At 69.9% G+C, this 26689-nt stretch carries 22 protein-coding genes and 2 tRNA genes; 19 read left to right on the top strand and 5 right to left on the bottom strand.

All coding sequences use genetic code 11. The features are described from left to right. The 5 genes from ACWD4B_RS28690 to ACWD4B_RS28710 form a co-directional block, all read left to right on the top strand. On the top strand, positions 1-1288 hold a 1288-nt coding region (locus ACWD4B_RS28690), incomplete at its 5' end, for a YwqJ-related putative deaminase (RefSeq protein ID WP_451423474.1). Positions 1289-1312: 24 nt separating this feature from the next. After that, entirely contained in the window at positions 1313-1792 is a 480-nt protein-coding gene (locus ACWD4B_RS28695; RefSeq protein WP_451423475.1) for an SUKH-3 domain-containing protein, read from the top strand. 13 nt (positions 1793-1805) lie between these two features. After that, positions 1806-2174, top strand: a complete 369-nt coding sequence (locus ACWD4B_RS28700; protein WP_451423476.1) for a YwqJ-related putative deaminase — start codon at positions 1806-1808, stop codon at positions 2172-2174. Positions 2175-2324: 150 nt separating this feature from the next. Next, positions 2325-2774, top strand: a complete 450-nt coding sequence (locus tag ACWD4B_RS28705) for a hypothetical protein (protein WP_451423477.1) — start codon at positions 2325-2327, stop codon at positions 2772-2774. 188 nt (positions 2775-2962) lie between these two features. Beyond that, complete coding sequence (locus tag ACWD4B_RS28710; RefSeq protein ID WP_451423478.1) at positions 2963-4093, top strand: hypothetical protein; 1131 nt, start codon at positions 2963-2965, stop codon at positions 4091-4093. 45 nt (positions 4094-4138) lie between these two features. On the opposite strand, the gene ACWD4B_RS28715 is transcribed toward ACWD4B_RS28710, so the two are convergent. After that, a complete protein-coding gene (locus tag ACWD4B_RS28715; protein WP_451423479.1) occupies positions 4139-5218 on the bottom strand; it encodes an amidinotransferase in 1080 nt (359 codons plus the stop codon). A gap of 267 nt (positions 5219-5485) precedes the next feature. Here ACWD4B_RS28715 and ACWD4B_RS28720 point away from each other — a divergent pair, with 267 nt between their 5' ends. The 7 genes from ACWD4B_RS28720 (at position 5486) to ACWD4B_RS28750 (ending at position 15133) form a co-directional block, all read left to right on the top strand. Then, on the top strand, positions 5486-6055 hold the full coding sequence (locus tag ACWD4B_RS28720) for a hypothetical protein (RefSeq protein WP_451423480.1): 570 nt from the start codon (positions 5486-5488) through the stop codon (positions 6053-6055). 175 nt (positions 6056-6230) lie between these two features. Beyond that, a complete protein-coding gene (locus tag ACWD4B_RS28725) occupies positions 6231-6599 on the top strand; it encodes a hypothetical protein (RefSeq protein ID WP_451423481.1) in 369 nt (122 codons plus the stop codon). Positions 6600-6814: 215 nt separating this feature from the next. After that, complete coding sequence (locus ACWD4B_RS28730) at positions 6815-7156, top strand: hypothetical protein (protein ID WP_451423492.1); 342 nt, start codon at positions 6815-6817, stop codon at positions 7154-7156. A gap of 43 nt (positions 7157-7199) precedes the next feature. Beyond that, complete coding sequence (eccD, locus tag ACWD4B_RS28735; RefSeq protein ID WP_451423482.1) at positions 7200-8537, top strand: type VII secretion integral membrane protein EccD; 1338 nt, start codon at positions 7200-7202, stop codon at positions 8535-8537. Between the two features lie 13 nt (positions 8538-8550). Further along, entirely contained in the window at positions 8551-9702 is a 1152-nt protein-coding gene (locus ACWD4B_RS28740) for a MinD/ParA family ATP-binding protein (protein ID WP_451423483.1), read from the top strand. After that, a complete protein-coding gene (eccCb, locus tag ACWD4B_RS28745) occupies positions 9699-13703 on the top strand; it encodes a type VII secretion protein EccCb (RefSeq protein ID WP_451423484.1) in 4005 nt (1334 codons plus the stop codon). Before ACWD4B_RS28740 ends, eccCb begins: the two co-directional genes overlap by 4 nt. Further along, a complete protein-coding gene (locus ACWD4B_RS28750; RefSeq protein ID WP_451423485.1) occupies positions 13703-15133 on the top strand; it encodes a DUF6177 family protein in 1431 nt (476 codons plus the stop codon). Before eccCb ends, ACWD4B_RS28750 begins: the two co-directional genes overlap by 1 nt. Positions 15134-15244: 111 nt before the next feature. Here the strand turns inward: ACWD4B_RS28750 and ACWD4B_RS28755 are convergent, their stop codons facing one another. Then, positions 15245-16306, bottom strand: a complete 1062-nt coding sequence (locus ACWD4B_RS28755) for an acyltransferase family protein (RefSeq protein WP_451423486.1) — start codon at positions 16304-16306, stop codon at positions 15245-15247. A gap of 201 nt (positions 16307-16507) precedes the next feature. Between ACWD4B_RS28755 and ACWD4B_RS28760 the strand changes: the two genes are divergently transcribed. Further along, positions 16508-16702 carry a hypothetical protein gene (locus tag ACWD4B_RS28760; protein WP_451423487.1) on the top strand — a complete coding sequence of 65 codons (195 nt, stop codon included), beginning with the start codon at positions 16508-16510 and terminating at the stop codon, positions 16700-16702. A 59-nt stretch (positions 16703-16761) separates the two neighbouring features. Here the strand turns inward: ACWD4B_RS28760 and ACWD4B_RS28765 are convergent. Continuing rightward, positions 16762-16835, bottom strand: a tRNA-Gly gene (locus ACWD4B_RS28765). Between the two features lie 154 nt (positions 16836-16989). Here ACWD4B_RS28765 and ACWD4B_RS28770 point away from each other — a divergent pair. The 5 genes from ACWD4B_RS28770 to clpX all read left to right on the top strand — a co-directional run bounded on the left by ACWD4B_RS28770 (position 16990) and on the right by clpX (position 21669). Beyond that, positions 16990-17066: transfer RNA gene (locus ACWD4B_RS28770), tRNA-Pro, on the top strand. 136 nt (positions 17067-17202) lie between these two features. Continuing rightward, on the top strand, positions 17203-18585 hold the full coding sequence (gene tig, locus ACWD4B_RS28775) for a trigger factor (RefSeq protein WP_451423488.1): 1383 nt from the start codon (positions 17203-17205) through the stop codon (positions 18583-18585). 291 nt (positions 18586-18876) lie between these two features. Beyond that, positions 18877-19482 carry an ATP-dependent Clp protease proteolytic subunit gene (locus ACWD4B_RS28780; RefSeq protein ID WP_451423493.1) on the top strand — a complete coding sequence of 202 codons (606 nt, stop codon included), beginning with the start codon at positions 18877-18879 and terminating at the stop codon, positions 19480-19482. A 54-nt stretch (positions 19483-19536) separates the two neighbouring features. After that, the gene (locus tag ACWD4B_RS28785) at positions 19537-20217 is read left to right on the top strand and encodes an ATP-dependent Clp protease proteolytic subunit (protein WP_390780215.1); all 681 of its coding nucleotides are present in this window, start codon (positions 19537-19539) and stop codon (positions 20215-20217) included. 162 nt (positions 20218-20379) lie between these two features. Continuing rightward, positions 20380-21669: an ATP-dependent Clp protease ATP-binding subunit ClpX gene (gene clpX, locus ACWD4B_RS28790; protein WP_171086635.1), complete on the top strand. Its 1290-nt coding sequence runs from the start codon at positions 20380-20382 to the stop codon at positions 21667-21669. Between the two features lie 77 nt (positions 21670-21746). Here the strand turns inward: clpX and ACWD4B_RS28795 are convergent, their stop codons facing one another. Beyond that, entirely contained in the window at positions 21747-22733 is a 987-nt protein-coding gene (locus ACWD4B_RS28795; RefSeq protein ID WP_451423489.1) for a hypothetical protein, read from the bottom strand. 121 nt (positions 22734-22854) lie between these two features. After that, a complete protein-coding gene (locus ACWD4B_RS28800; RefSeq protein ID WP_451423490.1) occupies positions 22855-23790 on the bottom strand; it encodes a hypothetical protein in 936 nt (311 codons plus the stop codon). 150 nt (positions 23791-23940) lie between these two features. Here ACWD4B_RS28800 and ACWD4B_RS28805 point away from each other — a divergent pair, with 150 nt between their 5' ends. Further along, positions 23941-26562: a valine--tRNA ligase gene (locus tag ACWD4B_RS28805; RefSeq protein ID WP_451423491.1), complete on the top strand. Its 2622-nt coding sequence runs from the start codon at positions 23941-23943 to the stop codon at positions 26560-26562. Positions 26563-26689: the final 127 nt, after the last annotated feature.

A 26689-nucleotide genomic window follows, 5' to 3' on the forward strand; every position in this document is an offset into this window, starting at 1 on the left:
CCGCGTCCTCAGCCCCGAGGGCAAAATCCTCGACCAGCACGGCAACTTGGCCGCGCCTCCGGCCGTCAAGGAACCGCACAAAACCGACCTCGGCGGCACCCACGAGACCAGCCCGGCCGAAAAGCCAGTCCTCGTCCACGCGGGCGGCTCGCACCCCCAGGCATCCGCCCATGCGGGAGGCGGAGCCGCCGACAGCGCTGCCTCGCACACGGGCGGCCACGCCGGTGAACCCGCCGGCTACTCCGGGAGCGCTTCGCACACGCCGGACACGCATGGCGGCCACAGCGCGCCGGCTCACCCTGGGCACGATGCCCCGGGCGGAGGATCGGGTGGCCGCAACACGGGTGGCGGCGGGAGTCACCACGACTCCGCTCCACACGGCCACGACGAGCCCCGTCACGTGGACGACAACCCGCCGCGCGACGGCGGCCACAACAACGACCACGACGCGCACTCGGACAACGCTCATGACGCGCACTCGGGCAACGCCCACGAAGGCGACGGCGCGCACCCTGCCGAGGCCGGCGGAGGGGACCACCCCGGTGGCCACGACGGCCACGGTGGTCACGACGGCCCCGGCGGTCACGACGCCGGAGACCCCCCGCCGCCGCACGACCCCGCCGGGGCCGGAGGCCATGGCGGCGGGCCTTCGGGCAAGCCGCTCGACCCGCAGCCGGCGTGGCACGGGTCCAGTGCCGACGTCATGAAGCACCACCGGACACCGGCAGTGGACGTGTCGCACTTGACGCCCGAAGAGAAGATCAAGGCTCTCACCGACGAGTCCCAGAACCTGGCGGACAAGGCGCGGAGGGATCCGGATGTCGTTGTCACCGGCAAGGAGCCCCCGATCCCCAAGGGACAGCACAAGCTCGATTCGGGTTGTGCCGGCAGCCTGCTCCACGACAACGTGATCACTTCGCACACCAGCACCACCAAATTCGGTGGCCAGAAGATGCCCAAGAACCATCCGGTGCTCCAGGACATGCTCGACCAGCTCCAGCGGGACAAGGACGCGGGGCTTATCGAGCGATTGGGTCGTGGGCACGGCAAGTGCTCAGAAATTGCGCTGATCAACGACCGGTTGAAGATGCTCGACCCCACGGGGAAGAACATAAAAACCGTGGAAGAGGCCAGGGAGCGCCTCGAGGGTGCAGTCATGCATACGCGAACCATCGGTGAGCAGTTCAATCCGGAGACACAGCTCACGGAGCCGCACGGCACCTATTTCCCGCCCTGTCATACTTGCAGGCACGTCCTTCCCGGCCTGGGAATCCACCCTCATTCGTAGGCGCGTATGCGCAAGGAGCTGCTCATGACCTTGAACACTCATACGCCCGATGTCGAGCGCTGGCTGTCGGCGCACGGGTGGTCTCCCGGCCGGGACATCGGCGAACGGGCCGACGAACTCGTGTCCTTGCGGGTACGCGGCGCGGCGGAGCAGGGGTCGCCCCTGACACCTTCCGCAGTGGCCATCCGCGTCATCCGTTCGTACGGAGGGCTTGAACTGCCCTACCCCGGGGGCGAGCCGAAAATGACCTTGATGATGGACCCCACCATCGGCTTCCGCGGGGACGCCCGGCAGATCGCCGAACTTGCCGAGCAGCTGGGCTCGGAGCTTTTCCCAGTGGCCTTCGAGACCTACGAGAACGGCATCTGGCTGGTGGACGAGACGGGGCGGTTCTTTTACCTGCACCACACCGGCGGCTATTTCCTCGGACAGAACGAGTTCGAAGCTTTCGCGAATGCGCTCAGCGGGGACACCCTTGCCGACGCGGAGGATTACTTTGCCTGAGACCTACCCTTCCGTGGCTTCGTCCCTGCTCATCCGGGACACGATCGTCAGCCACACCAGCCTGTTCGGTGAGGGCACACCGAACCTGCACCCGACCGTGCAGGCATTCTTCGACGCCCTGCCGGCCGACCAGCGCGAGCGATTCCTCGGCACGTGTGCCGAGTCCGCTCTGATCTCCGACCAGTTCTGGGCACTCGACGCGGAGCACGCCGATGGCCGCGTCACCACCATGGCGGAAGCCCGGCCTCACTTCGAGGGAGCGGTCATCCTGTCCCGGAAGATCCGCCCCAACGGCGATCCCGAGCACGGCCAGATCACCCGGCCTTGCCGGTCGTGCACGGCGTTGCTGGAAGCACTGGGCGTCGGGATTCACGCGTCCTGACGGATTTCGCATTCAGCGGGGCCGACCCTCCGGTGCCGGAGACCAACGTCGCACAACCAGCAGAGCGTTGGTCTCCGGCACCGGAGGTACCAAAGGCAGGTACTCCACTATGATCGCCTGCCTGCCTGTGGTGATCGACAAGGGGGACCCATGCGTAAGACGCTCACCGGGATAGCGCTGATCGCAACTGCCGCTCTGTTGACGGGATGCGGCAGCAGCGGCGGGGGTGGCGACAAGGGCTCTGCCAAGAGCGATGCCGCCGCCAAGTCGAGCGTGGAGCCGAAGGCCGACGCAGGCGACAAGGACGTCACGCACGAAGTGACCTTTGAGGTGCAGGGAACCGGGAAGACCCAGGTCTACTACGACCTGGACACGAACAAGGGCGAGGAAGTCTCTCTCCCCTGGCAGAAGACGGCCAAGGTCTCCGTGGTCGGCGCGGAGCACAGGGTCGGGCACCTGGTGACCCTTGTGCCGGGTTCGACGCAGGGCGACGACGGCATGCTCCGGGCGGCCTCGTGCGTCATCAAGGTCGACGGCAAGAAGGTCGCGGACAACCAGGACGGAAAGTCCGGCAAGCCGTGCGAGTACAAACTGAAGTAGCGCGTGGCGCCGTATGAAGTTCCCCGGCCGATACCGCAGACGAGGCCCTGATAGCCGCCCTACCCGGAGCGTCGCACTCCGGCAGCAGAAACCTCGAATTCCCGGACGCAGGAATGAGGGTTTCCGCTGTCGGAAGCATGCACTCCGGAACGGAGCCGTTGTCAGTGCCCCCTGGCAGGATCGCCGGCATGAGTGATCTCGTGGCCAACCTGCTCGACGCCGGCAACGACTGGAGCAACCGTACGCGGAGCCGTTTGACGGGCCTGTCGCCTGAACTGGCCGACCTCGTATTCCACTTGGGCTCGGCCTCGCAGTTCTGGGACTACCACTACAAGGTCGATACCGCCTGGAAGCGTCGGGCCAAGGTTCTGCTCAAAGCCGACGGTGCCGACGAGCTGGTTCGGTTTGCGGTGGGGGAGTTGGCCCAGGGCGGCTCCTTCCACGGGGTGACCGATCCCGGGCATGTGATCCGGGAGCTCGGGCAGATCCGGCCGCCGTCTCCCGCGCGGAGTCTGGCGATCGGCTTCGCCCTCGCCGCCGGCTGGCTCGGCGGGGGCGCCGGTGGAGTGGCCGCCGACCTCGCTGTCGTCGCCCGGAAGAACGCCCAGGCCATGGACACCTTCTACCGCGTGGACGACGACCTCGCCGGTGCCGCGTTCACGGCCCTCGGCGAGCTGCGCGGCCCGGACGCGATGGAGGAGTTGTGGGCCCTGCACTACTGGGTCAGCCCCTCCCGGCACCCGCAGAAGGTCCTGGTGAAGTCCATGAAGAAGGCTGCGGCCCGTCTCGGAGTCCCGCCGCACGAGCTGGCCGAACGTACCGTGCCCCGGCACGGGTTGGAGGCCGACGGGACGCTGACGGTCGGCTGGATCGGGCGTGGCGCACTGTGGTGGAACGCCGCGTTCGACGCGCTCGTCACCGTGCACGGCACCGGGCAGGTGACCGTCGACTGGATAGACGAGGACGGCACCACCACGCGCACCACGAAGCCGTTCCGTTCGCCCAACGGCTACAAGACCCGGAACCGCGCCGACAGCGTCGACTACCTGCGGCGTCACGCTCAGGGCATCGACGCGACCCTGACCGCCGAGCGACTCCGGCTCGCCGCCCTGGCCGGCGAGAACCGCACCTGGCTCTGGCCGGACTGGGTTCGGTACTACCGCGACCACCCCATCACCGGCGTGATCGCTCGGTCGTTGGAGTGGGAGTACGAGGTGTCCGACGGGCGTGGATACCGTCCCCTCGACACGAGCGCCGCGATCGGGGCGATCGGGGCGATCGGGGCGATACCGCTCACCGCGCGGGTCCGGCTGCGGTGACGTCCAGGTGAAGCGGCCCCCCGGGGCGGTCGATGCCCGCGCCCGTCAGAAGTACGACTCCAGCGTTCCGCGCCGCCGCACGTCGAGCGTGGCGCAGTGGAACGAACCACCGAACGTGTTGAAGTTGCGGAAGTTGCAGGGGATGGGCGTGAAGCCGAACTTCTTCATCGCCTCGATCATCGGCTCGTCCTGCCGCTCCACGATCACCCGCTGCTCGTCGAGCATCAGGATGTTCATGTTGATCCACTTGCTGGTCATGTAGAGCGGGTGCGAGTCGGGGATGACGGGGGCCGGGGCGGCCATCACGTCCCAGCCCTTGAAGAGCTCGGGTACCTCGGTCACCCGCTCGGGGTGGACGAGCAGTTTGCCCGGCGCCATCGGGACGAGGGTGGCGTCGATGTGCATCGGGTGCGGGTCGTTGAACTCGAAGACGTGGATGCGGTACTCGTCGCCGAGGTGGCGGCGCAGCCATTCGATGCCGAAGTCGTTGGTGACGTGGCTCTTCTGCGCGATGATGTCGCGGCCGCAGCGGGTGAAGTCGGCGGCGTCGAAGGTCGGCTCGAATTCGGTGACGACCAGTCGCTGCGGGCCGTCCTCGCCCGGGTCGGTCCAGTCCTGGTCGAACTGCTCGTCCGTGAGCTCCGGCTTGGGGGCCGAGCTCCACCGGGCGCCGCCCCGGAAGTACTCCTTGAGCAGGGGGCGGTAGGCGAGGGTCTCGTAGTAGCGGGACCGCCAGGCCATGGGGCATTCGATGATGGTGTCGCCCACCACGAGCAGCGCATCGCGGGGCATGGCCGCGTACATGCCGGTGCTCGTCCAGTCGAGCGTGCTGTAGGGCGTGTGCTGGGGGATCGGCTCGGGGCGGCGGACCTTGACGCCCTCGCTCTGCAGGATGTGGACGAACTCCTCCAACTCCCGCTGCGCCGCAGCCACCTGCTCCGGTGGGAAGGGCCGGCCGGCCTGGCTGCGGAAGGTCGCGTGCTGGTCGGCGGGGAGCACGGGCGGGAGCGCCATGTGCCAGGTGGGGAAGCCGGCGCCGTCGACGATGCCGACGATCACCTCCTCCAGGGGGTCCCACTCCGTGTAGGAACACACCGGGCCGGTCTGGGGGGATTTGGGGTTCACCTGATGCTCCTGGTGCTGATGGTGCTCGTGTTTCGTTTGCGCGCTCGATCCAACTGAGCTGTCCGGCACGGGACAAGAGACTCCTCAGCCATAACGGAGTGCGGGCACGCAAATGACGGATCCTCCCGAGGTCTCATGGGCGGCCCGCCGCGCGGCTGAGTGGTGATCGATCTCCGGCGCGATGTGCCGGGGGTGCGCCGAGCGGGAGTGTGGAGCCCGGCCGGAAACGCCGGACTCACCGTCGACCGTCGACCGTAAGGACCTTCCATGACCCGCTTCACCCTGCCCCGCAACCGCACCCGGGTGGCCGCCCTCGGCGCCGCACTCCTCATCGCCACGGCCGCCGCCGGCACGGCAGCCGCTTCCGACAACGCGGCCGGCCGGCACAACCGGCCGCAGCGGGAAGCCGCCTCGCTCACCGGCACCGGCAAGCTGTACCGATCCGCCGGGGACGACATCCACTTCACCTTCGACGCGCACCTGGACGCCAAGGACCAGATGGCTCCGGACAAGGCCCACGGCACCTTCCGCTTCAGCCACTACCTGCACGGCAAGGGCGCCTCGGCCGAGGGCCGGATCGACTGTCTGGTCACGGGCGGCAAGGTGGCCGTGGCCACCGGCGTCATCACCAAGTCCGACCTGGACGGCGCCGTGGGCAAGCGGGTCGGCTTCACCGTCGACGACAGAGGCAGACACGGCGACCGCCTCGGCTACAGCTGGGCGTCCACGGGCAGCCCGCGCGACACGAACGACCTGCCCAAGTGCGTGAGCTCCGCGCCGTTCGAGAAGGTGGAGAGCGGCGACTTCACGGTGGTTCCGTGGGAGCCGAAGCTGTAGGGCGCGCTCGGCCGGGTCTTCTGCCGGCACACATCTTCAGTCCCACAGGGGAGGATTGAAGATGTGCGCCGGCAGAATCCTTGGCCATCGATCGTCCCGTAATCCCCGGCAGAACTCCGTACCCTTGCGGGCTGACGCACACGCAACACGAGATGCAGGAGGAGGCTGCCGCTGCATGAGTGCCCCGCACGCCGACGAGCCGGGAGACCTCATCCCGCGGCCCGCCGCGACCTTCCCCGCGCTCCGCACCGCCCTCGCGCGGCTCGATCCGTCGCGGCTGCCCGAGTACCAGGCCGACCGGGACCAGGCGTTCACCCTCGCCACGCGGCACGCCTCGTTCCATCCCATCCGTGTCTTCCTCACCAAGTGGGCCACGGAGATCGAGATCGAGCGCCGTCCGGCGGTGGCCGCCCGGTACCACGCTGCGCTCAACGCCGCGAACACCCTCGACGGGGGCGACCCCGCCTGGCGGGCGGCGATGGACGAGTGCCTGGCCATCCACAACGAGGCGCGGGCTGCTCAAGTCCCTCCTTTGGCACCGTGAAAGCCCGCCGCGCCGGCGGTTCGTGATCAAGTAATGCGTGCGTAACAGATATTCCCTGAGGCACCTCGCCTCAACGCCCTGTCGCACCCACGGGCTAAGCTGAACAAACTCCCGGCGCCGGTTCCGAGCCGGACCGGGCTGCCACCGTGGGGGTGGTCTGCCGGATCGCGAAACAAGCGCGGCAAGCCCGGGTGAATCGGGCAAGACGGGGAATGATGGCGAAGGATTACGACAGTCAGCTGCTGGAGTCGGTGTCCGTGCGGCGGCGCCGTATGCGGGACGCGCTGCTTTACGGGGCCCAGCGGGCCCGCCGCTCGGCGGACGAGAAGCTCGGCAAGGTATTTGCCGGAATTGCCATCGCTGCGGTGCTGTGCGCCGGATGCGTCGGGTGGTCGTTCATTCAGCACACTCTCGCCAAGCAGAAAGAGCAGCAGAAGCAGCAACAGCAGCGGTATGCGCCTGTGACGCCTGCGCCTACGCCCACGTCCGAGTCCTCATCCGCCCCTGCCCCCAAAGCAACGCACAAAGCGCACAAAGTGACGGAGTCGGCCCAGTGATAGGTTCTGCCGCGTGAACGTGGGGGCAAAACAGCGTACGGAATTGAGCAGGATCACTCTCGTCGGCGAACGACGCCGGGTGGATCTTGTTTTGCCCGCGGACGAGCCCATCGGGAGGCTTCTCCCGGACGTCCTGCGGCTGCTCGACGACCGGGTCGCCGAACGGCCCGCAGCCCGGCACCTGGTGACCGCCGACGGGGCCGTCCTGCCCCAGGACGGCAGCCTCGCCGAGGCCGGTGTGCCGGACGGTGCGATCCTCCGGCTCGTCCGGTCCCATGACGCGCCCTCCGCGCCCGTCGTGCACGACGTCACCGACGAACTCGCCGAGGATCTGGACGTACGCGCCTGGCGCTGGCGTCCCGAGGCCCGGCAGTGGACCGCCGGTGCCGCCACCGTCCTCCTCGCCCTCGTCGCCGGCGTGCTCACCCGCACCAGCATCGGGTCCGCCGCCGTGCCCGCAGGCATCGCGGGGGTCGCCGCGCTCACAGCCGTCGTCGGCGCCGTCGTCGGCAAGGCCGGGCGACGAGACCTCGGCACCATCCTGATGCTCGCCGGCGGCACCCTCGGCGTGCTCGCCGCCTGGACCGCCGCCGACGCGCACGCCTGGAACGGGCCCGCGCGCCTCGCCGCGACCGCGGCCGCGCTCGCCGTCACCCTCGCGCTGCTCGGGCTGTTCTCGCCGCTCGGCCGCGGCGGCCTCGTCGGCGCCGCCGCCGTCGTCGCAACGGCCGCCGTGTGGGAGGCGGTTGCCGCCTTCCAGAGCGACGCCGCCCGCGTCGGCTCGGTCCTCGCCGTCGTCTCCGTCGTCGTCCTCGGCCTGCTGCCCCGCCTCGCGCTGATGGCCGCCGGGCTCACCGGGCTCGACGACCGCCGCTCCGGCGGCGCCTCCGTCAGCCGCCACGAGGTCGAGACCGCCCTCGCCGCGACGCACCGTGGACTCGTCCTCGCCACGATCGTCGTCGCCGCGTCCGCCACCGCGGGCGGCATCCTCGCCGTCGGCGACCCCTCGCCCTGGACCGTCGGCCTCACCGCCGTGCTCGCCGTCGTGCTGCTCTCCCGCTCCCGGGCCTTCCCGCTGGTGGCCGAGGTCGTGGCGCTCATGGCGGCGGCCCTGGTGCTGCTCGTCCGGCTCGCCGTCCTCTGGATCGACCACGGCGGCCACACCCACGGCACCGGCACGGCCACCCCCTACGGCCCGCTCGCCGTGCTCGCGCTCGCCGCGGTCGTACCGCTCGGCGTCCTCGCCGTCCAGCCGCCCGAGCACGTACGCGTCCGGCTGCGCCGCGCCGTCGACCTCGTCGAGACCTTCGGCGTGATCGCCCTGTTCCCGCTCGCGGTCGGGGTGTTCGGCGTGTACGTACGCCTGCTGCACCAGTTCTAGGAGAGCCAGCCGCATGTCCCAGGACCAGCAAGGCCAGAGCGACTGGCAGGGTGATCTGCTGCGCAACCTGCGCAATCTGACCGGAGAGCTCGACGAGTTGGCCGCCAAGCAGGAATCCGAGCAGGAATCCGAGCAGGCGGAAACTGCTGAACCCGCGGAACCCGCCGACGCCGTTCCGGACCCGGAACCCGCCCCCGCCGCCTACCGGCCCGCCCCCCGGCAGCCCCTGCCCACCCCCGTCACCACCGAGATCGAGCTCCCCGAGGAGCTCGTCAAGGGCAAGCCGTTCAGCGGGGATTCGGCCGCCAAGCGCACCAGCCGTTCCCTGCGCCGCCTCGTCGGGTCCTCGGCGACCCGCGAGGTCGAGGAGGCGACCCGCGTCGCGCAGGCGCTGCAGCAGCCGCTGACCACCGGGCGGCAGATCGTCGTCACCAGCATCCGCGGCGGCGCCGGCAAGACCACCGTCACCGCGCTGCTCGGGCGCACCTACGCGCACTACCGGCAGGACCCCGTCCTGATGCTGGAGGCCGACGCCGCGCTCGGCACGCTGCCCGCGCGCCTCGGCGCGACCAAGGTGCGCTGGACGACCGCGGACCTCGCCCGCATCATCGAGCCCTCGATGCAGCTGACGGACGTCGTCGGTTACCTGGTCCAACTGCCCGAGCGCGGCGGCTGGCTGCTGCCCGGCAGCCAGGGCCGGGTGGGCAGCCGGCTGGAGCTGGACGAGTACCGCTCCGTCATGGTCGCGCTGCGCCGCTACTTCGGCATCACCGTCGTCGACTCCGAGACGCTGCCCAGCGAGCTGGCCCGTACCGCCCTGGTCGCCGGGCAGGCGCGGGTGCTCGTCACCCCCGCCACCGCCGAGGGCGTCACCAGCACCCGTGCGGTGCTGGAGTGGATGGCGTCCCTCGGGCGCCCGCAGCTGATGGCGAAGACCGTCGTGGTCCTCGCCGCGTCCTCCCCGCACATGACGCTCGACGTGGCTGCGGCGAGCGGCCACCTCCAACTGGACGGCGTCAAGGTGCTGATGCTCCCGTACGACCGGCACCTCGCCGCAGGCGGCCCCATCCGCACCGAACTGCTGGGCCAGGCAACCCGCGAGGCCGCCACCGAACTCGCCGCCGACGTCCTCTCCCGAGCCATGAGCAGGCGAAGCACCCGATGACCACGCGCATAGTCCACCGCCCCGCCCGCACCACGCGCCCCCTGGTCATCCCGGACGCGCGCACCATCGAGCCGCCGCCCAACCTGCCCGAGGGCAAGACCGGCGGCGCCCTGCACACCCTCATGCCCATCGCGGGCGTGATGAGTTCCGTCGTGATGATGACGGTCGTGCGCAACAGCCAGTTCGCCGGGCTCGGCGCCATCGTGCTGGTCGTCACCGTCATCGGCTCGGTCGGCATGCTGCTGTCGCAGCGCGGCAAGGCGCAGCGCACCCGGCGCGCGCAGCGCGAGCGCTATCTGGAGTACCTGGAGGAGCTCCGCGAGGAGCTGGGCGCCGAGGAGCGCGAGCGCCGCGAGGCGGCCCGCGTGCTCGACCCGGCGCCGGAGGCGCTCTACGACGTCGTGCGCGATCCGGCCCGGCTGTGGGAACGGCGGCGCACGGACGACGACTTCCTGCGCGTCCGCATCGGCACCGGCCGTATGCCCGCCCGCCCGCTGACCGTGGGACAGCAGGGCAGCAGCGTGCTCACCCCGCCGGACCGGTTCATGCTCAACGAGGCCGGTGCGCTCAAGGCCCGCTTCAGCACGGCCGCCGACCTGCCGCTGACCGTCCCGCTGGACCGCGCGGGCAACGTCAGCATCGTCGGCAGTGACCGCGAGGGCGTGCTGCGCGTCGTGCGCGCCCTCCTGTCCCAGACCGCCGTCGCCCACGCGCCCGACGACGTCGCCCTCGCCCTCGCCGCCCCCGGCGACCGGATGGCGGACGACTGGGAGTGGGTGAAGTGGCTGCCCCACACCCTCGACCCCGAGGAGCACGACGGGCCCGTCGCCGCCCGCCGCATCGCCCCCGAACTCGGCCGGCTCGCCCGGCTGATCAACCGCGACCTGCGCGAGCGCGCCTCCTACGCGGCCGAGGTGCGCCGCGGCCTGGCTGGCAAGGACGCCCTGCAGATGCAGAGCCGTCTGCTCGTCGTCAGCGACGAGTACGGGGAGGACGCCCGCGAACTGCCGCTCCCCGACGAGGCCGTGGGTCTGCCGGAGATGGGCGTCACCGTGCTGCACCTGGTCGCCGAGCGCGTCCAGGAGCCCGGCCACGTCTCCCTGCGCATCACCGTCGACGGCGACCAGCTGCACGTCGAGGATCTGCGCGCCCCCGAGCCCGCCGTCGTCGAGGGCACCGCCGACCCGGCCGGCGCGGCCGGGGCCGAGGGCCTCGCCCGGCTGATCGCCCCGCTGCGGCTGTCCGCCGAATCGCTCGTCGACGCACCCCTGTCGGGCCCCGTCGGCTTCACCGAGATGCTCGGCATCGACGACCCGGCGCAGCTCGACGTGGCCGCCCTGTGGCAGCCGCGCGGCGAACGCGCCTTCCTGCGCGTGCCGATCGGCATAGGGGACGGCCACCAGCCGGTGCTGCTCGACCTCAAGGAGTCCTCCGAACTCGGCATGGGCCCGCACGGCCTGTGCGTCGGCGCCACCGGCTCCGGCAAGAGCGAACTGCTGCGCACGCTCGTCCTCGCACTGGTGGCGAGCCACCCGCCGGAGGACCTCGCGATGGTCCTCGTCGACTACAAGGGCGGTGCCACCTTCGCGCCGTTCGCCGGACTGCCGCACGTCGCCGGTGTCATCACCAACCTGGAGAACCAGGCCGGCCTCGTCGAGCGCGTCCACTCCTCGCTCGCGGGCGAGGTGCAGCGCCGCCAGCAGGTGCTCAAGGACGCCGGGAACGTCGCCGACATCGGCCACTACGCGGCGCTGCGCGAGACCCGGCCCGACCTGGAGCCGCTGCCGCACCTGTTCGTCGTCATCGACGAGTTCGGCGAACTCCTCACCGCCAAGCCGGACTTCATCGACCTCTTCCTGTCCATCGGCCGCATCGGCCGCTCCATCGGCGTGCACCTGCTGCTCTCCAGCCAGCGCATCGAGGGCGGCAAGCTCAAGGGCCTGGACACCTACCTGTCGTACCGGCTCGGCCTGCGCACGTTCTCGGCCGACGAGTCGCGCACCGTCCTGGACACCACGGACGCCTTCCACCTGCCGCCCATCCCGGGCTTCGGCTACCTGAAGGTCGACACCAGCGCCTACGAACGCTTCAAGGCGGGCTTCGTGTCAGGGCCCTACAAGGGTCCTGCTCTGCGCGACGTCGAGGATGCCGCGCCGCTGGCCCTGCCGTACCCGGCCTTCAACACGCTCGAAGGCCCCGAGGACGGCTCGGGCGACGAAGGGCCCGCCATGCGTACGCGCAACCCCGGCCCCAGCGTCATGTCCGTCATGGTCGACCAGCTGCGCGACGCCGCCGCGCCCACGCGCTCCATCTGGCTGCCGCCGCTGCCCTCCGCCATCGCGCTCGACGCCTCCGCCGGACCCGTCCAGGCGGGCACTCGCGGCATGCAACTGGCCGTCCGGCCGGGCGCGATGAAGGTGCCGATCGGCCTGCTCGACGACCCCGCCCGGCAGTGGCAGGGCCAGTGGATCCTCGACCTCACCGTCGCGGGCGGCCACGCCGCCGTCATCGGCGGCCCGCAGTCCGGCAAGACGACGCTGCTGCGCACCCTTGCGCTGTCGCTGGCCATGACGCACACGCCGCGCGAGGTCGGCATCTACGGGCTCGACCTGGTCGGCGGCGGCCTCGCCGCCCTCGCCGGGCTGCCGCACGTCGGCGGCATCGCCGGACGCGCCGACCGCGAACGCGCCGCCCGCACCGTCGAAGAGGTGCGCGGCATGCTCGCCGCCCGCGAGGAGCTCTTCCGCGAACACGGCATCGACTCCGTCGAGCGGCTGCGCGAGATGCGCGCCGAGGGCCGCCTGCCCGAGCTGTCCTCCACCGAGATCGTGCTCGTCATCGACGGATTCGGCGCCCTGCGCGACGACTTCGAGATGATCGAGGACGCCGTCACCGACCTGCTCAAGCGTGGCGGCGGCTACGGCATCCACATCGTCGCCGGCATGCTGCGCTGGAACGACGTACGCATCGCCACCCAGGCGATGTTCGGCACGCGCATGGAGCTGCGGCTCAACGACCCGGGCGACTCCAGCATCGACCGCAAGCTCGCGGAGACCATCGCCGCCGACGAGCCCGGTCGCGTCCTGACCGACGGCAAGCTGTTCGCCCAGACCGCGCTGCCGCGCATCGACGGCCTCGCCTCGACCTCCGAGATCGGCCCGGCCGTCGAGCAGGCCGCCATGGTCGTCCGCTCGTCCTGGTCCGGCGACGGCGCCCAGCGCGTCCGCGTGCTGCCCGCCCGGATCCCGGCGGCCTCGCTGCCGCAGGTGACGGCCGAGCCCAACCGGGTGCCCATCGGCCTCGACCAGACCGCCCTCGCGCCCGTCCTGCTCGACCTGTTCAAGCGCGACCAGCACCTGATGATCTTCGGCGACAGCGAGTGCGGCAAGACGAACCTGCTGCGCCTGATCACTCAGGGGCTCATGGAGCGCTACTCCGACGAGGAGATCGTCTTCGCCGTCATGGACCCGCGGCGCGGCCTGCGCAAGCTGGTGCCCGAGGAGTACCGCGGCGGCTACGCGCACAACTCCAAGCTCTGCGGCGCCCTCGCCACCGGCATCGCCACCGAGCTGGAGAAGCGCATGCCGGACGACCTGGCCGCCCAGGACGCCCTCGCGTCCGGCACCTGGTACTCCGGCCCGCGCATCGTCATCCTCATCGACGACTACGACATCCTCACCACCGCGGGACAGCAACCGCTGGCGCCCTTCCTGCCGTTCATCCCCTCCGCCCAGGACATCGGCCTGCACTTCGTGGTCACGCGGCGCGTGGCCGGTGCGTCGCGGGCGCTGTACGAGCCGTTCCTGATGACGCTCCGGGAGAGCGGAACGGCGGCCGTCGTGATGACCGGCGACCGGCAGGAGGGCCAGCTCTTCCCCGGTGTGTACGCCAGCGCACAGCCGCCCGGCAGGGGCACCCTCGTCCGGCGCGGCGAGGCCACGCGGCTGATCCAGACGGCGCTCGCCGCCGAAGACAACGGGGACAACGGGGGAATCGGCTGATGACCAAAGATGTGATCGCACTCACCGAACGGATGCCGGACGCGTGGAGCGTCCTGGCCGGCCTGCTCTCCGGCGGCCCCGATCTGCGGGTGCAGGCGGCCGGTGACGGTGCCGTGGTCCAGCTCTGCGACGCGGAGGGGCGGCCGCTGGTCTCGATCGAGGCCCCGCTGCTGCTCCAGGTGCCGGGCGAGGCCGTCCGGCTGCTGGGCCAGGAGGTTCCGGGCGACGGTCCCGTGTGGTGGACCGAGGCGCGTGCATCGACCGCCGTGCCGCAGGCGGCGGAACTGGCGGGCACCTTCGCGGCCCGGCTGCAGATGCTGCTGGGCGGCAGCGTGTGGCCGCAGAACGCGCCGGGCACGGCCGACCCGTCCAGGCCCGTCGACACCTCCGGCATCACCGCCGTGCCCGCGCAGGCGGCCGCGCAGCCGGCCGTCGACGTGCTGACGGAGCACGTCGCCGTGATCCTCCAGGACCGGCCGGTCGTCGCCATGACGAGCTGGCTGTCCGAGGCCATGCGGGGCACGCTGGAGAGCGACCGCGGTCTGCAGATCGTCACGCCGGGCCACTGCCGACTGTCGCTGCCGACACGGTCGTTGATGACGACGGCCACGCCCTCGCGCTGGGTCGTCCAGGACGAGAAGGTCGGCTACTACGACGGCCTGTCCGGGGCCGTGCTCCGCTGGCAGGACGGCATGTTCCTCGCGGCGACGGACGAGAACGGCGAGACCGCGGTGGCCCCGGCCTTCACCGACGTGCAGCGCACGGACGAGCGGCAGGTGTCGGTGTCCTTCCGGACCCTGCACCAGCCCGAGGCCCACCTCGTGCTCGGCGGCGCGCTGGAGGCCGCCTGGCAGGCGCTGACCGGCGAACTCCCGTCGGGCTGGGGCACGGCCGAGCCGGCCAACCTGCCGTGGTCGCGGCGCCAGTTGACGGACCTCGCCTACGAGCGGGCGCCGCAGCCGACGTGGACCGTGGTCGTGGGCAGCCCGGAGCGGCCCGCCGTCGCGACGCTGCGGGTCGTGCGCACGCCGGACGGCGTGGAGGAGGACATCACGCTGACGGTCGGCTACGGGGCCGGCGAGAAGCCGCCGCTGGACGCGGTGCCGCAGCTCGCGGAGGAGCTGGCGACCCGGTACGGGCTGCGCTCGATGCTGTGCCACCTGCGGGAGGCCCGGCGCGACCTCGCGGTGCCGCCGTGCTTCGAACGGCCGCCGGTGCCGTTTGCGTTCGCACTGGGCGCGGGCGAGGTCCGCGAGCTCGGCCGCGCCCGGGCCGGGCGCACGCCGCTGGCCGAGGCACCGGTACGGCTGGGCGCGGAGGCGCGCCCGGGCTTCTACTACCCGCTGGGGGACGGGGAGACGGTGGAGGGATGGGTGGCGTTGGAGGCGCTGATGCGGCACCTGAAGGGGGTCGATTCCAGCGCCCCGTAAGGGGCGCGGGGAACTGCGCGACCAGCCACCGACGGCCCGCAGTTCCCCACGTCCCTGACGGGGTTTGGGGGCTTGCCCCCGAGAAACGGTGAAAGGGCGGGACCGGGGCCCCTACCTTCTGAACGCCCACGCCATCCGCGGCTCCAGAGCAAAGCGCAGCGCACGCCGCACCGGCGCCGTACACAGCACCGTGATCATGATCACGGCCAGCGCGGTCACCACGACCATGCCGACGGGTTGCCGGATCCACCCGGCGAGGTCGTACCACCCCCACCACCGCGACATCTTGATCACGAACCCGTGCAGCAGGAACCCGGAGATCGTCCCGGCCCCCAGCGCCGTGAACCACGTCCTCCTCCGCGGCACCCACGCGAAGAAGCCCGCCGTCAGCACCGCGGCGCAGCCGAACAGCGCCAGGCCCATCACCGGGGCCGTCCACAGCGGCTGGTGCAGGTCCTGGACGGCGTCGTTCCGGTAGAACCACCCCGAGTCGATCCGCGGCGCGAGGAGCCACGCCACCGCGATCGCACACGCGAACACCGGTACCGCGGCGATCCGCACCCACCGCTTCTGCACCAGGGCGAAGTGCTCCGGCTTCATCCGCAGCCCGATCACGAAGAAGGGCAGGAACTGCAGCACCCGCATCAGGTCGAAGTCCGGCCCGGTGTGCGGCGCGACCATCGCCCCGATCGAGATGGCGAGTGCAATCGGCACCGGCCACCGCAGCACCTGCCACACCGGTGTCGTCAGCCGCCACACGAACAGTGCGGCCAGGAACCAGTTCAGGTACCAGGGGTTCGTCAGGGTGAACGGGTCCGGCGGAGCGTCGTCCTCCGCCCAGTGCTGGAAGAGGATGTAGCCGGTCTGGAAGATCAGATACGGCACGGCGACCCCGGTGACCAGCCGCTTGATCTTCGCGGGAGTGAAGTCGAACCCCCGGGAGAAATAGCCGGACATGAGGATGAAGGCCGGCATGTGGAACGTGAACACCGTGAGGTAGAGCGCCAGCGCCGCACGGCTGGTGTGGGTGAGCGGCTCCCAGGCGTGCCCGACGGCGACCAGCACGATGGCCAGGTACTTCGCGTTGTCGAAGAAGGGATCGCGTGCCGGGCCCGCAGAGGAGGGGAGCGGAGGTGCGGTGGCCACCGAGGGCGAGGTGGCGGTGGGGGACATTCGAGGAACCCTAGTCGCGCGGGCCGAAGCCGGTAAACCGCCGGGACGTAGGCGGCGGATCAGGTCCGTACCAGGCGATTCGGACCTGGGAGTTCCCTGAGAAGCCCCTGGTTGTACCCCGATGAATCGTCACGCCACCTGTTCCGTGGGCGAGTTGGTGGCACGATGGTGGTCAGTCTCCGACCGAAGGTGTGATCCACTGTGGCGATTTCACTGTCCGTGGTGCTGCTCCTTGCGATCATCCTGGTGGTGATGATCCGCGCCAACAACATCAAGGCAGGGCCCGCGATCGTCGCGATCCTCTTCGGCTTCTTCCTCGCCTCCACCGGCATGGCCCCGTCGATCCACCGGTTCCTGGACTCGATCGCGCAGACGATAAACAACATCCGCTTCTGAGGCGTACCTGTTCCCGGGCGCACATGCAGAACGCCCCCGGCCGGAGCCGGAGGCGTCGTTGGAGCGGGCGACGGGAATCGAACCCGCGTAGCCAGTTTGGAAGACTGGGGCTCTACCATTGAGCTACGCCCGCGTGCGCCGCAAAGACCCGTGTAGGACCGCGCGGCACGGTGTGCATCGTAGCGGGTCGAGGCGGTGCGCCGCACGCCACCCCTCCTCACCCTCCGCGCCCCCGGATTTCCGCGCCCCCGCACCCCCGCGGCCATGTACCCTACGTCTCGCACTTACGGGGTGTGGCGCAGCTTGGTAGCGCGTCCGCTTTGGGAGCGGAAGGTCGTCGGTTCGAATCCGGCCACCCCGACCAGCAAGATCACATTGTGGGCCTCATCCTGCTTGCGGTTACTATGCAAGCTGCGCGTCTGTGTGTCTTCTCTACCGCGCGCGATCCGCTGAACATCATCAGCAGAAACCCAAGCAGTCAGCCCCAAGGAGACCGAACCGTGAAGAGCGCCGTGGAGACCCTGAACCCGACCCGGGTTCGGCTCACTGTCGAGGTGCCCTTCGAGGAGCTCAAGGCCAGCCTCGACGCGGCGTACAAGAAGATCAACCAGCAGGTCACGGTGAAGGGCTTCCGCAAGGGCAAGATCCCGGCCCGCGTGATCGACCAGCGCTTCGGCCGTGGCGCGGTGCTGGAGGAGGCCGTCAACGACGCGCTCCCGAAGTTCTACACCGAGGCGGTCAACGAGGCCGAGCTGAACCCGCTGGGTCAGCCCGAGGTCGACATCACCGAGCTCAAGGACAACGAGCTGCTGGCCTTCACCGCCGAGGTGGACATCCGCCCCGCGCTGGAGATCCCGGACTACTCCGGCATCGAGGTCACCGTCGACGTCGCCGAGGTGACGGACGAGGACGTCGAGAAGTCCGTCGAGCAGCTGCGTGAGCGCTTCGCCACCACCGCCCCCGTCGAGCGCGCCGCCGCCGAGGGCGACATCGTCACCGTGAACCTCGAGGCCAAGGTCGACGGCGAGGTCCTGGAGGACGGCGTCGCCGAGGGCATCGACTACACCATCGGCTCCGGCCAGCTGCTGGACGGCATCGACGAGGCCGTCACCGGTCTCGAGGCCGGCGGCACCGCCACCTTCACCTCCGAGCTCAAGGGCGGCTCCGCCGAGGGCAAGGAGGCCGAGGTCAAGGTCGACGTCACCGCGGTGAAGTCCCGTGAACTGCCCGCGCTGGACGACGACTTCGCGCAGCTGGCGAGCGAGTTCGACACGCTGGACGAGCTCAAGGCCGACAGCCGCAAGCGCCTCGCCCGCATGAAGAAGTTCGACCAGGCCACCCAGGCCCAGGAGAAGGTGCTCGAGGAGCTCCTGAAGCTGGTCGAGGTCCCGATGCCCGAGAAGCTTCTCGAGGACGAGATCCAGACCCGCAAGCACAACCTGGAGCACCACCAGCTCGGCCAGATGGGCCTGAACCTGGAGAAGTACCTGGAGATCCAGGGCAAGTCCGCCGAGGAGTTCGACGCCGAGCTCAAGGAGCAGGCCGAGAAGGGCATCAAGACCCAGTTCGTCCTCGACGAGATCGTCAACAAGGAGAAGGTCGGCGTCGACCAGGAGGAGCTCACCGAGCACCTCATGCGCCGCGCCCAGTCCTCCGGCATGAGCCCCGACCAGTTCGCCCAGGCTGTCGTCGAGGGTGGCCAGGTGCCGATGCTCGTCGGTGAGGTCGCCCGCGGCAAGGCGCTGGCCACCGTCGTCGAGGCCGCCACGGTCAAGGACACCGAGGGCAACGTCGTCGACCTGGAGGACGACGAAGAGGCTGCCGAGCTCGCCGAGTCCGCCGCCGAGGTCGTCGAGGCCGCGGCCGAGGGCACCGAGGCCTGATCCTCGCGCCGTACCCGGCTCGGTACGGGCCCGGACCGCTTCCCCGCAGGGGTGGCGGCCCGGGCCCGTCGCGCTTCCCGGAGCCCTGGGGGAACCTGCGCTCAGAGCGAACAGTTACGGATGCGGGATGGCGCCTGCCGACCAGCGCGTTAGGGTCCGTAGATACGAGGGCAGGGGAGACTCTGGCAGCGCACCGGAGGCAGTCCGGCCGCGCCGGTCCCGGTCCTCAGAGAAGACGCGGAGACGGCCCGTTGCCGTCAGAGACGAGCAGGTGGATACGTGACGAATCTGATGCCTTCCGCCGCCGGTGAGATCGCCATCGGTGGTGGCCTCGGCGACCAGGTCTACAACCGGCTGCTCGGGGAGCGGATCATCTTCCTCGGCCAGCAGGTCGACGACGAGATCGCGAACAAGATCACCGCGCAGATGCTCCTCCTGGCAGCCGACCCGACCAAGGACATCTACCTCTACATCAACAGCCCCGGCGGCTCGGTGACGGCCGGCATGGCGGTCTACGACACCATGCAGTACATCCCGAACGACGTGGTCACGATCGGCATGGGCCTCGCCGCTTCGATGGGCCAGTTCCTGCTGACCGGTGGCACCGCGGGCAAGCGCTTCGCCCTCCCGAACACCGACATCCTCATGCACCAGGGCTCCGCGGGCCTCGGCGGCACCGCCTCGGACATCAAGATCCAGGCCGAGCAGCTGCTCCGCACCAAGGCGCGCATGGCCACGATCACGGCCGAGCACACCGGTCAGACGGTGGAGACGATCATCCGCGACGGTGACCGCGACCGCTGGTTCACGGCCGAGGAGGCCAAGGAGTACGGGATCATCGACGAGATCATCACGCACGCCTCCGGCGTTCCGGGCGGCGGCGGCACCGGGGCCTGACGGTCCCGGAACACCGCCGGAAAGCCACCTCCCAGCCCACCGACCGCCATCAGGATGGTGAACACCCGCATGAACATCTCGTCCCCCATGGGCTCTGCCAGCGGCCTCTACACGGGCCCGCAGGCCGAGTCCCGTTACGTCGTCCCGCGCTTCGTCGAGCGCACCTCCCAGGGCGTCCGCGAGTACGACCCGTACGCGAAGCTCTTCGAGGAGCGCGTGATCTTCCTGGGCGTGCAGATCGACGACGCCTCGGCCAACGACGTCATGGCGCAGCTGCTGTGCCTGGAGTCGATGGACCCCGACCGCGACATCTCGATCTACATCAACAGCCCCGGCGGCTCGTTCACGGCCCTCACGGCCATCTACGACACGATGCAGTTCGTGAAGCCGGACATCCAGACGGTCTGCATGGGCCAGGCCGCCTCCGCCGCCGCGATTCTGCTGGCCGCCGGCACCCCCGGCAAGCGCATGGCGCTGCCGAACGCGCGCGTCCTGATCCACCAGCCGTCCAGCCAGACGGGCCGCGAGCAGCTCTCCGACCTGGAGATCGCCGCGAAGGAGATCATGCGGATGCGCACGCAGCTGGAGGAGATGCTCGCCAAGCACTCCACCCAGCCCATCGAGAAGATCCGCGACGACATCGAGCGCGACAAGATCCTCACCGCCGAGGACGCGCTGGCGTACGGTCTGGTCGACCAGATCGTCACCACGCGCAAGTCGTCCGTGGCGGTCTGAGAGACCGGCCCGGGTCTTCTCCCGGGCAGTGTGCCGCCGGTACCCCCCTTGGCCGAGTAGGTCCAAGGGGGGCCCGCACGGGGGGCCCGGCAAGGTACCGTCGATAGGCAAGCACTCGGGTCCGCGGAACTGGGCGGATCCCAGGCGAAGGGGAAGCACCTCGTGGCACGCATCGGTGACGGCGGCGATCTGCTCAAGTGCTCGTTCTGCGGCAAGAGCCAGAAGCAGGTGAAGAAGCTCATCGCGGGTCCTGGTGTCTACATCTGCGACGAGTGCATCGACCTCTGCAACGAGATCATCGAGGAAGAGCTCGCGGAGACCTCCGAGGTGCGCTGGGAGGAACTCCCCAAGCCCCGTGAGATCTACGAGTTCCTCGAGGGCTACGTGGTCGGCCAGGAAGCCGCCAAGAAGGCTCTTTCCGTCGCCGTCTACAACCACTACAAGCGCGTCCAGGCCGGCGAGACCGGCGGCCACAACCGCGACGACGGCATCGAACTGGCCAAGTCCAACATCCTGCTGCTCGGCCCCACGGGCTCCGGCAAGACGCTGCTCGCGCAGACGCTGGCCCGCATGCTCAACGTCCCCTTCGCCATCGCCGACGCCACGGCCCTGACGGAGGCCGGCTACGTCGGCGAGGACGTCGAGAACATCCTCCTGAAGCTGATCCAGGCCGCCGACTACGACGTCAAGAAGGCCGAGACCGGCATCATCTACATCGACGAGATCGACAAGGTCGCCCGTAAGAGCGAAAATCCGTCGATCACACGGGACGTGTCGGGCGAGGGCGTCCAGCAGGCGCTGCTGAAGATCCTGGAAGGCACGACGGCCTCCGTCCCGCCGCAGGGCGGCCGCAAGCACCCGCACCAGGAGTTCATCCAGATCGACACGACGAACGTCCTGTTCATCGTGGGCGGCGCCTTCTCCGGCCTGGAGAAGATCATCGAGTCGCGGGCCGGCGCGAAGGGCATCGGCTTCGGCGCAACGATCCGCTCCAAGCGCGAGATCGAGGCGAGCGACCAGTTCCAGGAGGTCATGCCGGAGGACCTGGTGAAGTTCGGGATGATCCCCGAGTTCATCGGCCGCCTCCCGGTCATCACCTCCGTCCACAACCTGGACCGCGAGGCCCTGCTCCAGATTCTGGTGGAGCCGCGCAACGCGCTGGTGAAGCAGTACCAGCGACTGTTTGAACTCGACGGTGTCGAGCTGGACTTCGACCGCCCGGCACTCGAAGCGATTGCGGACCAGGCGATCCTGCGGGGGACCGGCGCGCGCGGTCTGCGGGCCATCATGGAGGAAGTCCTGATGTCCGTGATGTACGAGGTCCCGTCCCGCAAGGACGTGGCGCGGGTCGTCATCACCGAGGACGTCGTCCACTCGAACGTGAACCCGACGCTGGTGCCGCGGGAGCCGCGCATCGTGCGCAAGGACGAGCGGCACGAGAAGAGCGCGTAGCCGTAGCGCTTGCGCTTGTTGAGCAGAAACGTATGAGGGGGCGCCCGGTGGGCGCCCCCTCATTGCTGTGTGCGGGGTTACTTGTCCTTGCGGACTGCGGTGCGGATCTTGGCCGTTGCGTCGGAGAGGTCCTTGGGGGACATCACGTCACCGGTGGCGCCCTGGTCGCCGGCCCCCATGCCGCCGGCCATGCCTCCGGAGACCTTCGGCACCGTGTGCTGGACGATGCCGACGGCGCTGCTGTCGGCCCAAATGCAGGTGCTGGTCTCGGCGTTGCTGGTGATGGTCCCCATGGAGATGGTGGTCTTCTTGGACAGGCACTTCATCACCGCGCCGTCGAAACCGCCGGGGTGGTACTCGGTGGCGGGCGAAGTCGTGTCGTAGGTGGCGTGGTACTGGGCGCCGGCCTTCTTCTCGTTCTCGTCCATCTGGGCGAGCATGGCGTCGACCGTCTTCGCCGGGTCGGGGACGTCGCCGTAGGCCCCGGCCACCGTCAGCCTCTGCTTCTGGGTATTGGTGTAACCGCCCGAGACGGCCGTGCCGTTGTTGATGCCGAGGGCCTTGGACTTCTCGTTGTTGGAGAGGTCCTGGGTGGTCTGGGTGCCGGGCTGCGTGGGCGCCTTCGTGAACTGCCCGTCCAGCAGCGAGTCCGGCAGGACGATCGTGTACGGCTTCACCTTGCCGCCACCGTTGCTGCCGCCGGAGAAGAACACGATGCCGCCGATGACCGCGCCCACAACCACCAGCGCGCCCACCGCGATCGCGATGCCCTTGCCCGCGCCGCCGCTCTTCGGGGGCTGGGCGTACGGGCCCGGCATGCCCGGCTGGCCCCAGCCGCCCTGCTGCGGGGGCTGCGGGGGCTGGCCCCAACCGCCCTGCTGGGGCTGCTGAGGGGCGCCGTACGGGGGCTGGACCGGCGGGGCGGCGTAGGGGGACTGCGGCGGCGGGGCCTGCTGCGGGTAGCCGTAGCCGGGCTGGCCGGGGGCGCCGCCCTGGCCGTACGGGTTGGGTCCCTGGGGCGGCTGCGGGGGCTGGCCGTACGGGCCCGGCTGGTTGTAGCTCATGGTTTCCTCTTCGGCTCTCGACTCGACGCAGGTCTCTCGCGCGACAGTTCCGAGCCATCCTTCCCGATGGCTTATTCCGGCCTTACGTCGGGGCGGCAACGGTTCTGGAACAGTCGGGGGATCAGTTCGGGATTTCCACCCGCATGTCATGACGGATCTGCTCCGCAAAGGCGCCCGCCTCGTCGGCAGTCGGGGTCACGCCCGTCCGTATCGCGGACGCGTCCATGTGAATGACGGTGCCGACCGTGCTGTGGTCGGCCCAGATGCACATGGGCGTCTTGATGGTGTGGCCGGCGAAGGCCGGGCCGCTCATCACCATGTTCTGGCACTTGAGCACGCCGCCGTCGTCGAGCCCGGCGGGCGTCACCTTCTGCGGGGTGCCCTCGACCGAGGTGTTGGTGCCGTCCTTCTCCTTGCCCGCCGACATGGCCATCTGCCGGAACAGGCCGTCCACGACCGCCTCCGGGTTCTTCACCTGGTCGCCGAACGCGCCGGTGAACTTGACGGCCTTCTGCGTGCTCGCGTCGCCGGCCTTGTAACTGGCGCTGACATTCTGCGGGTTGACGACCCCGAGCGTCTTGAGGTCTTCCAGGGCAGCGGAGTCGAACCCGTCGCTTTCGCCGGACGGGTCCTTGGTGTACGAGTCCGCCACCTTCTCCGGTGCGACGAGCTTGTAGCGCTTGCCCGCCGGTGCAGCGGACGAAGGGGCGGAAGAGGGAGCGGCCGGCTTGGCGTCGGACGACGAGGCCTTCGCCGGCTTCTGCTTCTTGTCGTCGCCCTTGAGGAGCATCCAGCCGCCGCCCGCGATCGCACCCACCAGGACGACCGCCGTGACGGCGATGCCGATCGCCTTGCCCTTGCTCGTCCCCGTGCCCTGGGGAGGCATGGACGGCGGCATGGCAGGCGGCATCGGGGGCATGGGCGCCTGCGCGTACTGCGGCTGCGGCGCCTGTGCCGGTGCCTGTGCCTGTGTGTACGGGTTGGGTCCCTGCGGCGGCTGCGGCGGCTGGCCGTAGGGGCCCTGCTGGCCGTACGGGCCCGGCTGGTTGATGCTCATCGTGACTCTGCGTCCCCTTCGCGGTGGTTCCGACCCGTATCTGACGTGGCCAGGTCAAGGATCTGCCATCCTCGCCGATGGGTGATCAAGGGCCCCCTCCGGGGGTAAACGGGTTCGTAAGCCTCGGCCCCCGCCCCGTAGAATTCCCCCGTGACCGATAACACTCAGCAGCAACCGCACAGCGTCCCCGAACTGCCGACCCAGTACGCGCCGGCCGAAGTAGAGGGGCCGCTGTACGAGCGCTGGGTAGAGCGGGGCTACTTCGAGGCCGACGCGCAGAGCGACAAAGAGCCGTACACCATCGTCATCCCGCCGCCGAACGTCACGGGTTCCCTCCACCTCGGCCACGCGTTCGAGCACACGCTGATCGACGCGCTGACGCGCCGCAAGCGCATGCAGGGCTACGAGGTGCTGTGGCAGCCCGGCATGGACCACGCCGGTATCGCCACGCAGAACGTGGTCGAGCGTGAGCTGGCCAAGGAGGGCAAGTCCCGGCACGACCTCGGCCGTGAGGCGTTCGTCGAGCGCGTCTGGCAGTGGAAGGCGGAGTCCGGCGGGCAGATCTCCGGCCAGATGCGCCGCCTCGGTGACGGCGTCGCGTGGTCGCGCGAGCGCTTCACCATGGACGAGGGCCTCTCCAAGGCCGTCCAGACGATCTTCAAGAAGCTCTACGACGACGAGCTGATCTACCGCGCCGAGCGCATCATCAACTGGTGCCCGCGCTGCCTCACCGCCATCTCCGACATCGAGGTGGAGTACCAGGACGACGACGGCGAGCTCGTCTCGATCCGGTACGGCGAGGGCGACGCGTCGATCGTCGTCGCCACGACCCGCGCCGAGACGATGCTCGGTGACACCGCCGTCGCCGTCCACCCCGAGGACGAGCGCTACCAGCACCTCATCGGCACCGAGATCGAGCTGCCGCTGACCGGCCGCCGCATCCCGGTCGTCGCCGACGAGCACGTCGACCCCGAGTTCGGCACGGGCGCCGTCAAGGTCACCCCGGCCCACGACCCGAACGACTTCGAGATCGGCCGCCGGCACGCCCTGCCGTCGCTGACCGTCCTCGACGAGCACGGCGTCATCACCGTCCACGGCCCCTTTCTCGGCCTGGACCGCTTCGAGGCCCGCTCCGCCATCGTCGGCGCCCTGCGCGCCGAGGGCCGGATCGTCGCCGAGAAGCGCCCGTACACCCACTCCGTGGGCCACTGCTCGCGCTGCAAGACGACGCTCGAGCCGCGCCAGTCCATGCAGTGGTGGGTCAAGACCGCTCCGCTGGCCAAGGCCGCCGCCGACGCCGTCCGCGGGGGCAAGGTCAAGATCCACCCGGAGGAGATGGAGAAGCGCTACTTCGAGTGGGTCGACAACCTGCACGACTGGTGCATCTCGCGCCAGCTCTGGTGGGGCCACCGCATCCCGGTCTGGTACGGCCCGGACGGCGAGATGGTCTGCGTCGGCCCGGACGAGCAGCCGCCGACGGGCGAGGGCTGGCACCAGGAGACCGACGTCCTGGACACCTGGTTCTCCTCCGGCCTGTGGCCGTTCTCCACCCTCGGCTGGCCCGAGCAGACCGAGAGCGTCCAGAAGTTCTACCCGAACTCCGTCCTCGTCACCGGCTACGACATCCTCTTCTTCTGGGTCGTCCGGATGATGATGTTCGGTCTCTACGCGATGGACGGCACCCCGCCGTTCCACACCATCGCCCTGCACGGCATGGTCCGCGACCAGTTCGGCAAGAAGATGTCGAAGTCCTTCGGCAACGCGGTCAACCCGCTGGACTGGATGGACAAGTACGGCTCCGACGCCGTCCGCTTCACCCTCGCCCGCGGTGCCAACCCCGGTGTGGACGTGCCGATCGGCGAGGACTGGGTCCAGGGCTCGCGCAACTTCGCCAACAAGGTCTGGAACGCCACGCGCTTCGCGCTGATGAACGGCGCCACGGTCGAGGGTGAACTCCCGCCCGCCGAGCAGATGTCGGCCACCGACCGCTGGATCCTCTCGCGGCTCAACTCCGTGGTGGCCGAGGTCGACGCGTACTACGACGACTACCAGTTCGCGAAGCTCACGGACGCGCTCTTCCACTTCGCGTGGGACGAGGTCTTCGACTGGTACGTCGAGCTGTCCAAGACCACCTTCATGGGCGGCGGCGAGCCGGCCAAGGTCTCGGCGCGCGTCCTCGGCGAGGTCCTGGACGTCACGCTGCGCCTGCTGCACCCGGTCGTCCCGTTCGTCACCGAGACGCTGTGGACCGCGCTCACCGGCAAGGAGTCGGTCGTCGTCACCGAGTGGCCGAAGGACTCCGGCTACCGCGACGCCGCCGCCGAGCGGGAGATCGAGGAGCTGCAGCGGGTCATCACCGAGGTCCGCCGCTTCCGCTCCGACCAGGGACTGCAGCCCGGTCAGAAGGTTCCGGCGCAGCTCGGCCTGTCCGGCACGGCGCTGGCCGCCCACGAGGGTGCCATTCGTCAGCTGCTGCGCCTGCAGCCCGCCGGGGACGGCTTCCACGCCACCGCGACCCTGCCGGTGGCCGGGGCCACGGTCGCGCTCGACCTGTCGGGTGTCATCGACTTCGAGGCCGAGCGGAAGCGGCTTGCCAAGGATTTGGCGGCTGCCGAGAAGGAGCTTGCGCAGGCGAACGCCAAGCTGGGGAACGAGGCGTTTGTCGCCAAGGCGCCGGAGCCGGTGAAGGAGAAGATCCGGCAGCGGCTCGCTGCCGCGGAGGCCGACATCGAGCGGATCACCGGGCAGCTTGCGGCCCTGCCGCAGGGCTAGTCGGTCGGCTGCGGGTCGGCTGTGGCTGATCGCGCCCACGCGGCGGAGCCGCATGATGTAACAGCCCCGCGCCCCTTACGGGGCGCGGTATGCGCGCCCATTGAAAAATCCCCGCGCCCCGTAAGGG

Source organism: Streptomyces sp. NPDC002536, from assembly GCF_053594995.1.

Coding starts and splice junctions, on each gene's coding strand:
- ACWD4B_RS28695 (WP_451423475.1), top strand. CDS start 1,313: ATGACCTTGAACACTCATACGCCCGATGTCGAGCGCTGGCTGTCGGCG.
- ACWD4B_RS28705 (WP_451423477.1), top strand. CDS start 2,325: ATGCGTAAGACGCTCACCGGGATAGCGCTGATCGCAACTGCCGCTCTG.
- ACWD4B_RS28710 (WP_451423478.1), top strand. CDS start 2,963: ATGAGTGATCTCGTGGCCAACCTGCTCGACGCCGGCAACGACTGGAGC.
- ACWD4B_RS28720 (WP_451423480.1), top strand. CDS start 5,486: ATGACCCGCTTCACCCTGCCCCGCAACCGCACCCGGGTGGCCGCCCTC.
- ACWD4B_RS28725 (WP_451423481.1), top strand. CDS start 6,231: ATGAGTGCCCCGCACGCCGACGAGCCGGGAGACCTCATCCCGCGGCCC.
- ACWD4B_RS28730 (WP_451423492.1), top strand. CDS start 6,815: ATGGCGAAGGATTACGACAGTCAGCTGCTGGAGTCGGTGTCCGTGCGG.
- ACWD4B_RS28740 (WP_451423483.1), top strand. CDS start 8,551: ATGTCCCAGGACCAGCAAGGCCAGAGCGACTGGCAGGGTGATCTGCTG.
- eccCb (WP_451423484.1), top strand. CDS start 9,699: ATGACCACGCGCATAGTCCACCGCCCCGCCCGCACCACGCGCCCCCTG.
- ACWD4B_RS28750 (WP_451423485.1), top strand. CDS start 13,703: ATGACCAAAGATGTGATCGCACTCACCGAACGGATGCCGGACGCGTGG.
- ACWD4B_RS28755 (WP_451423486.1), bottom strand. CDS start 16,306: ATGTCCCCCACCGCCACCTCGCCCTCGGTGGCCACCGCACCTCCGCTC.
- ACWD4B_RS28780 (WP_451423493.1), top strand. CDS start 18,877: ATGCCTTCCGCCGCCGGTGAGATCGCCATCGGTGGTGGCCTCGGCGAC.
- ACWD4B_RS28785 (WP_390780215.1), top strand. CDS start 19,537: ATGGTGAACACCCGCATGAACATCTCGTCCCCCATGGGCTCTGCCAGC.
- ACWD4B_RS28795 (WP_451423489.1), bottom strand. CDS start 22,733: ATGAGCTACAACCAGCCGGGCCCGTACGGCCAGCCCCCGCAGCCGCCC.
- ACWD4B_RS28800 (WP_451423490.1), bottom strand. CDS start 23,790: ATGAGCATCAACCAGCCGGGCCCGTACGGCCAGCAGGGCCCCTACGGC.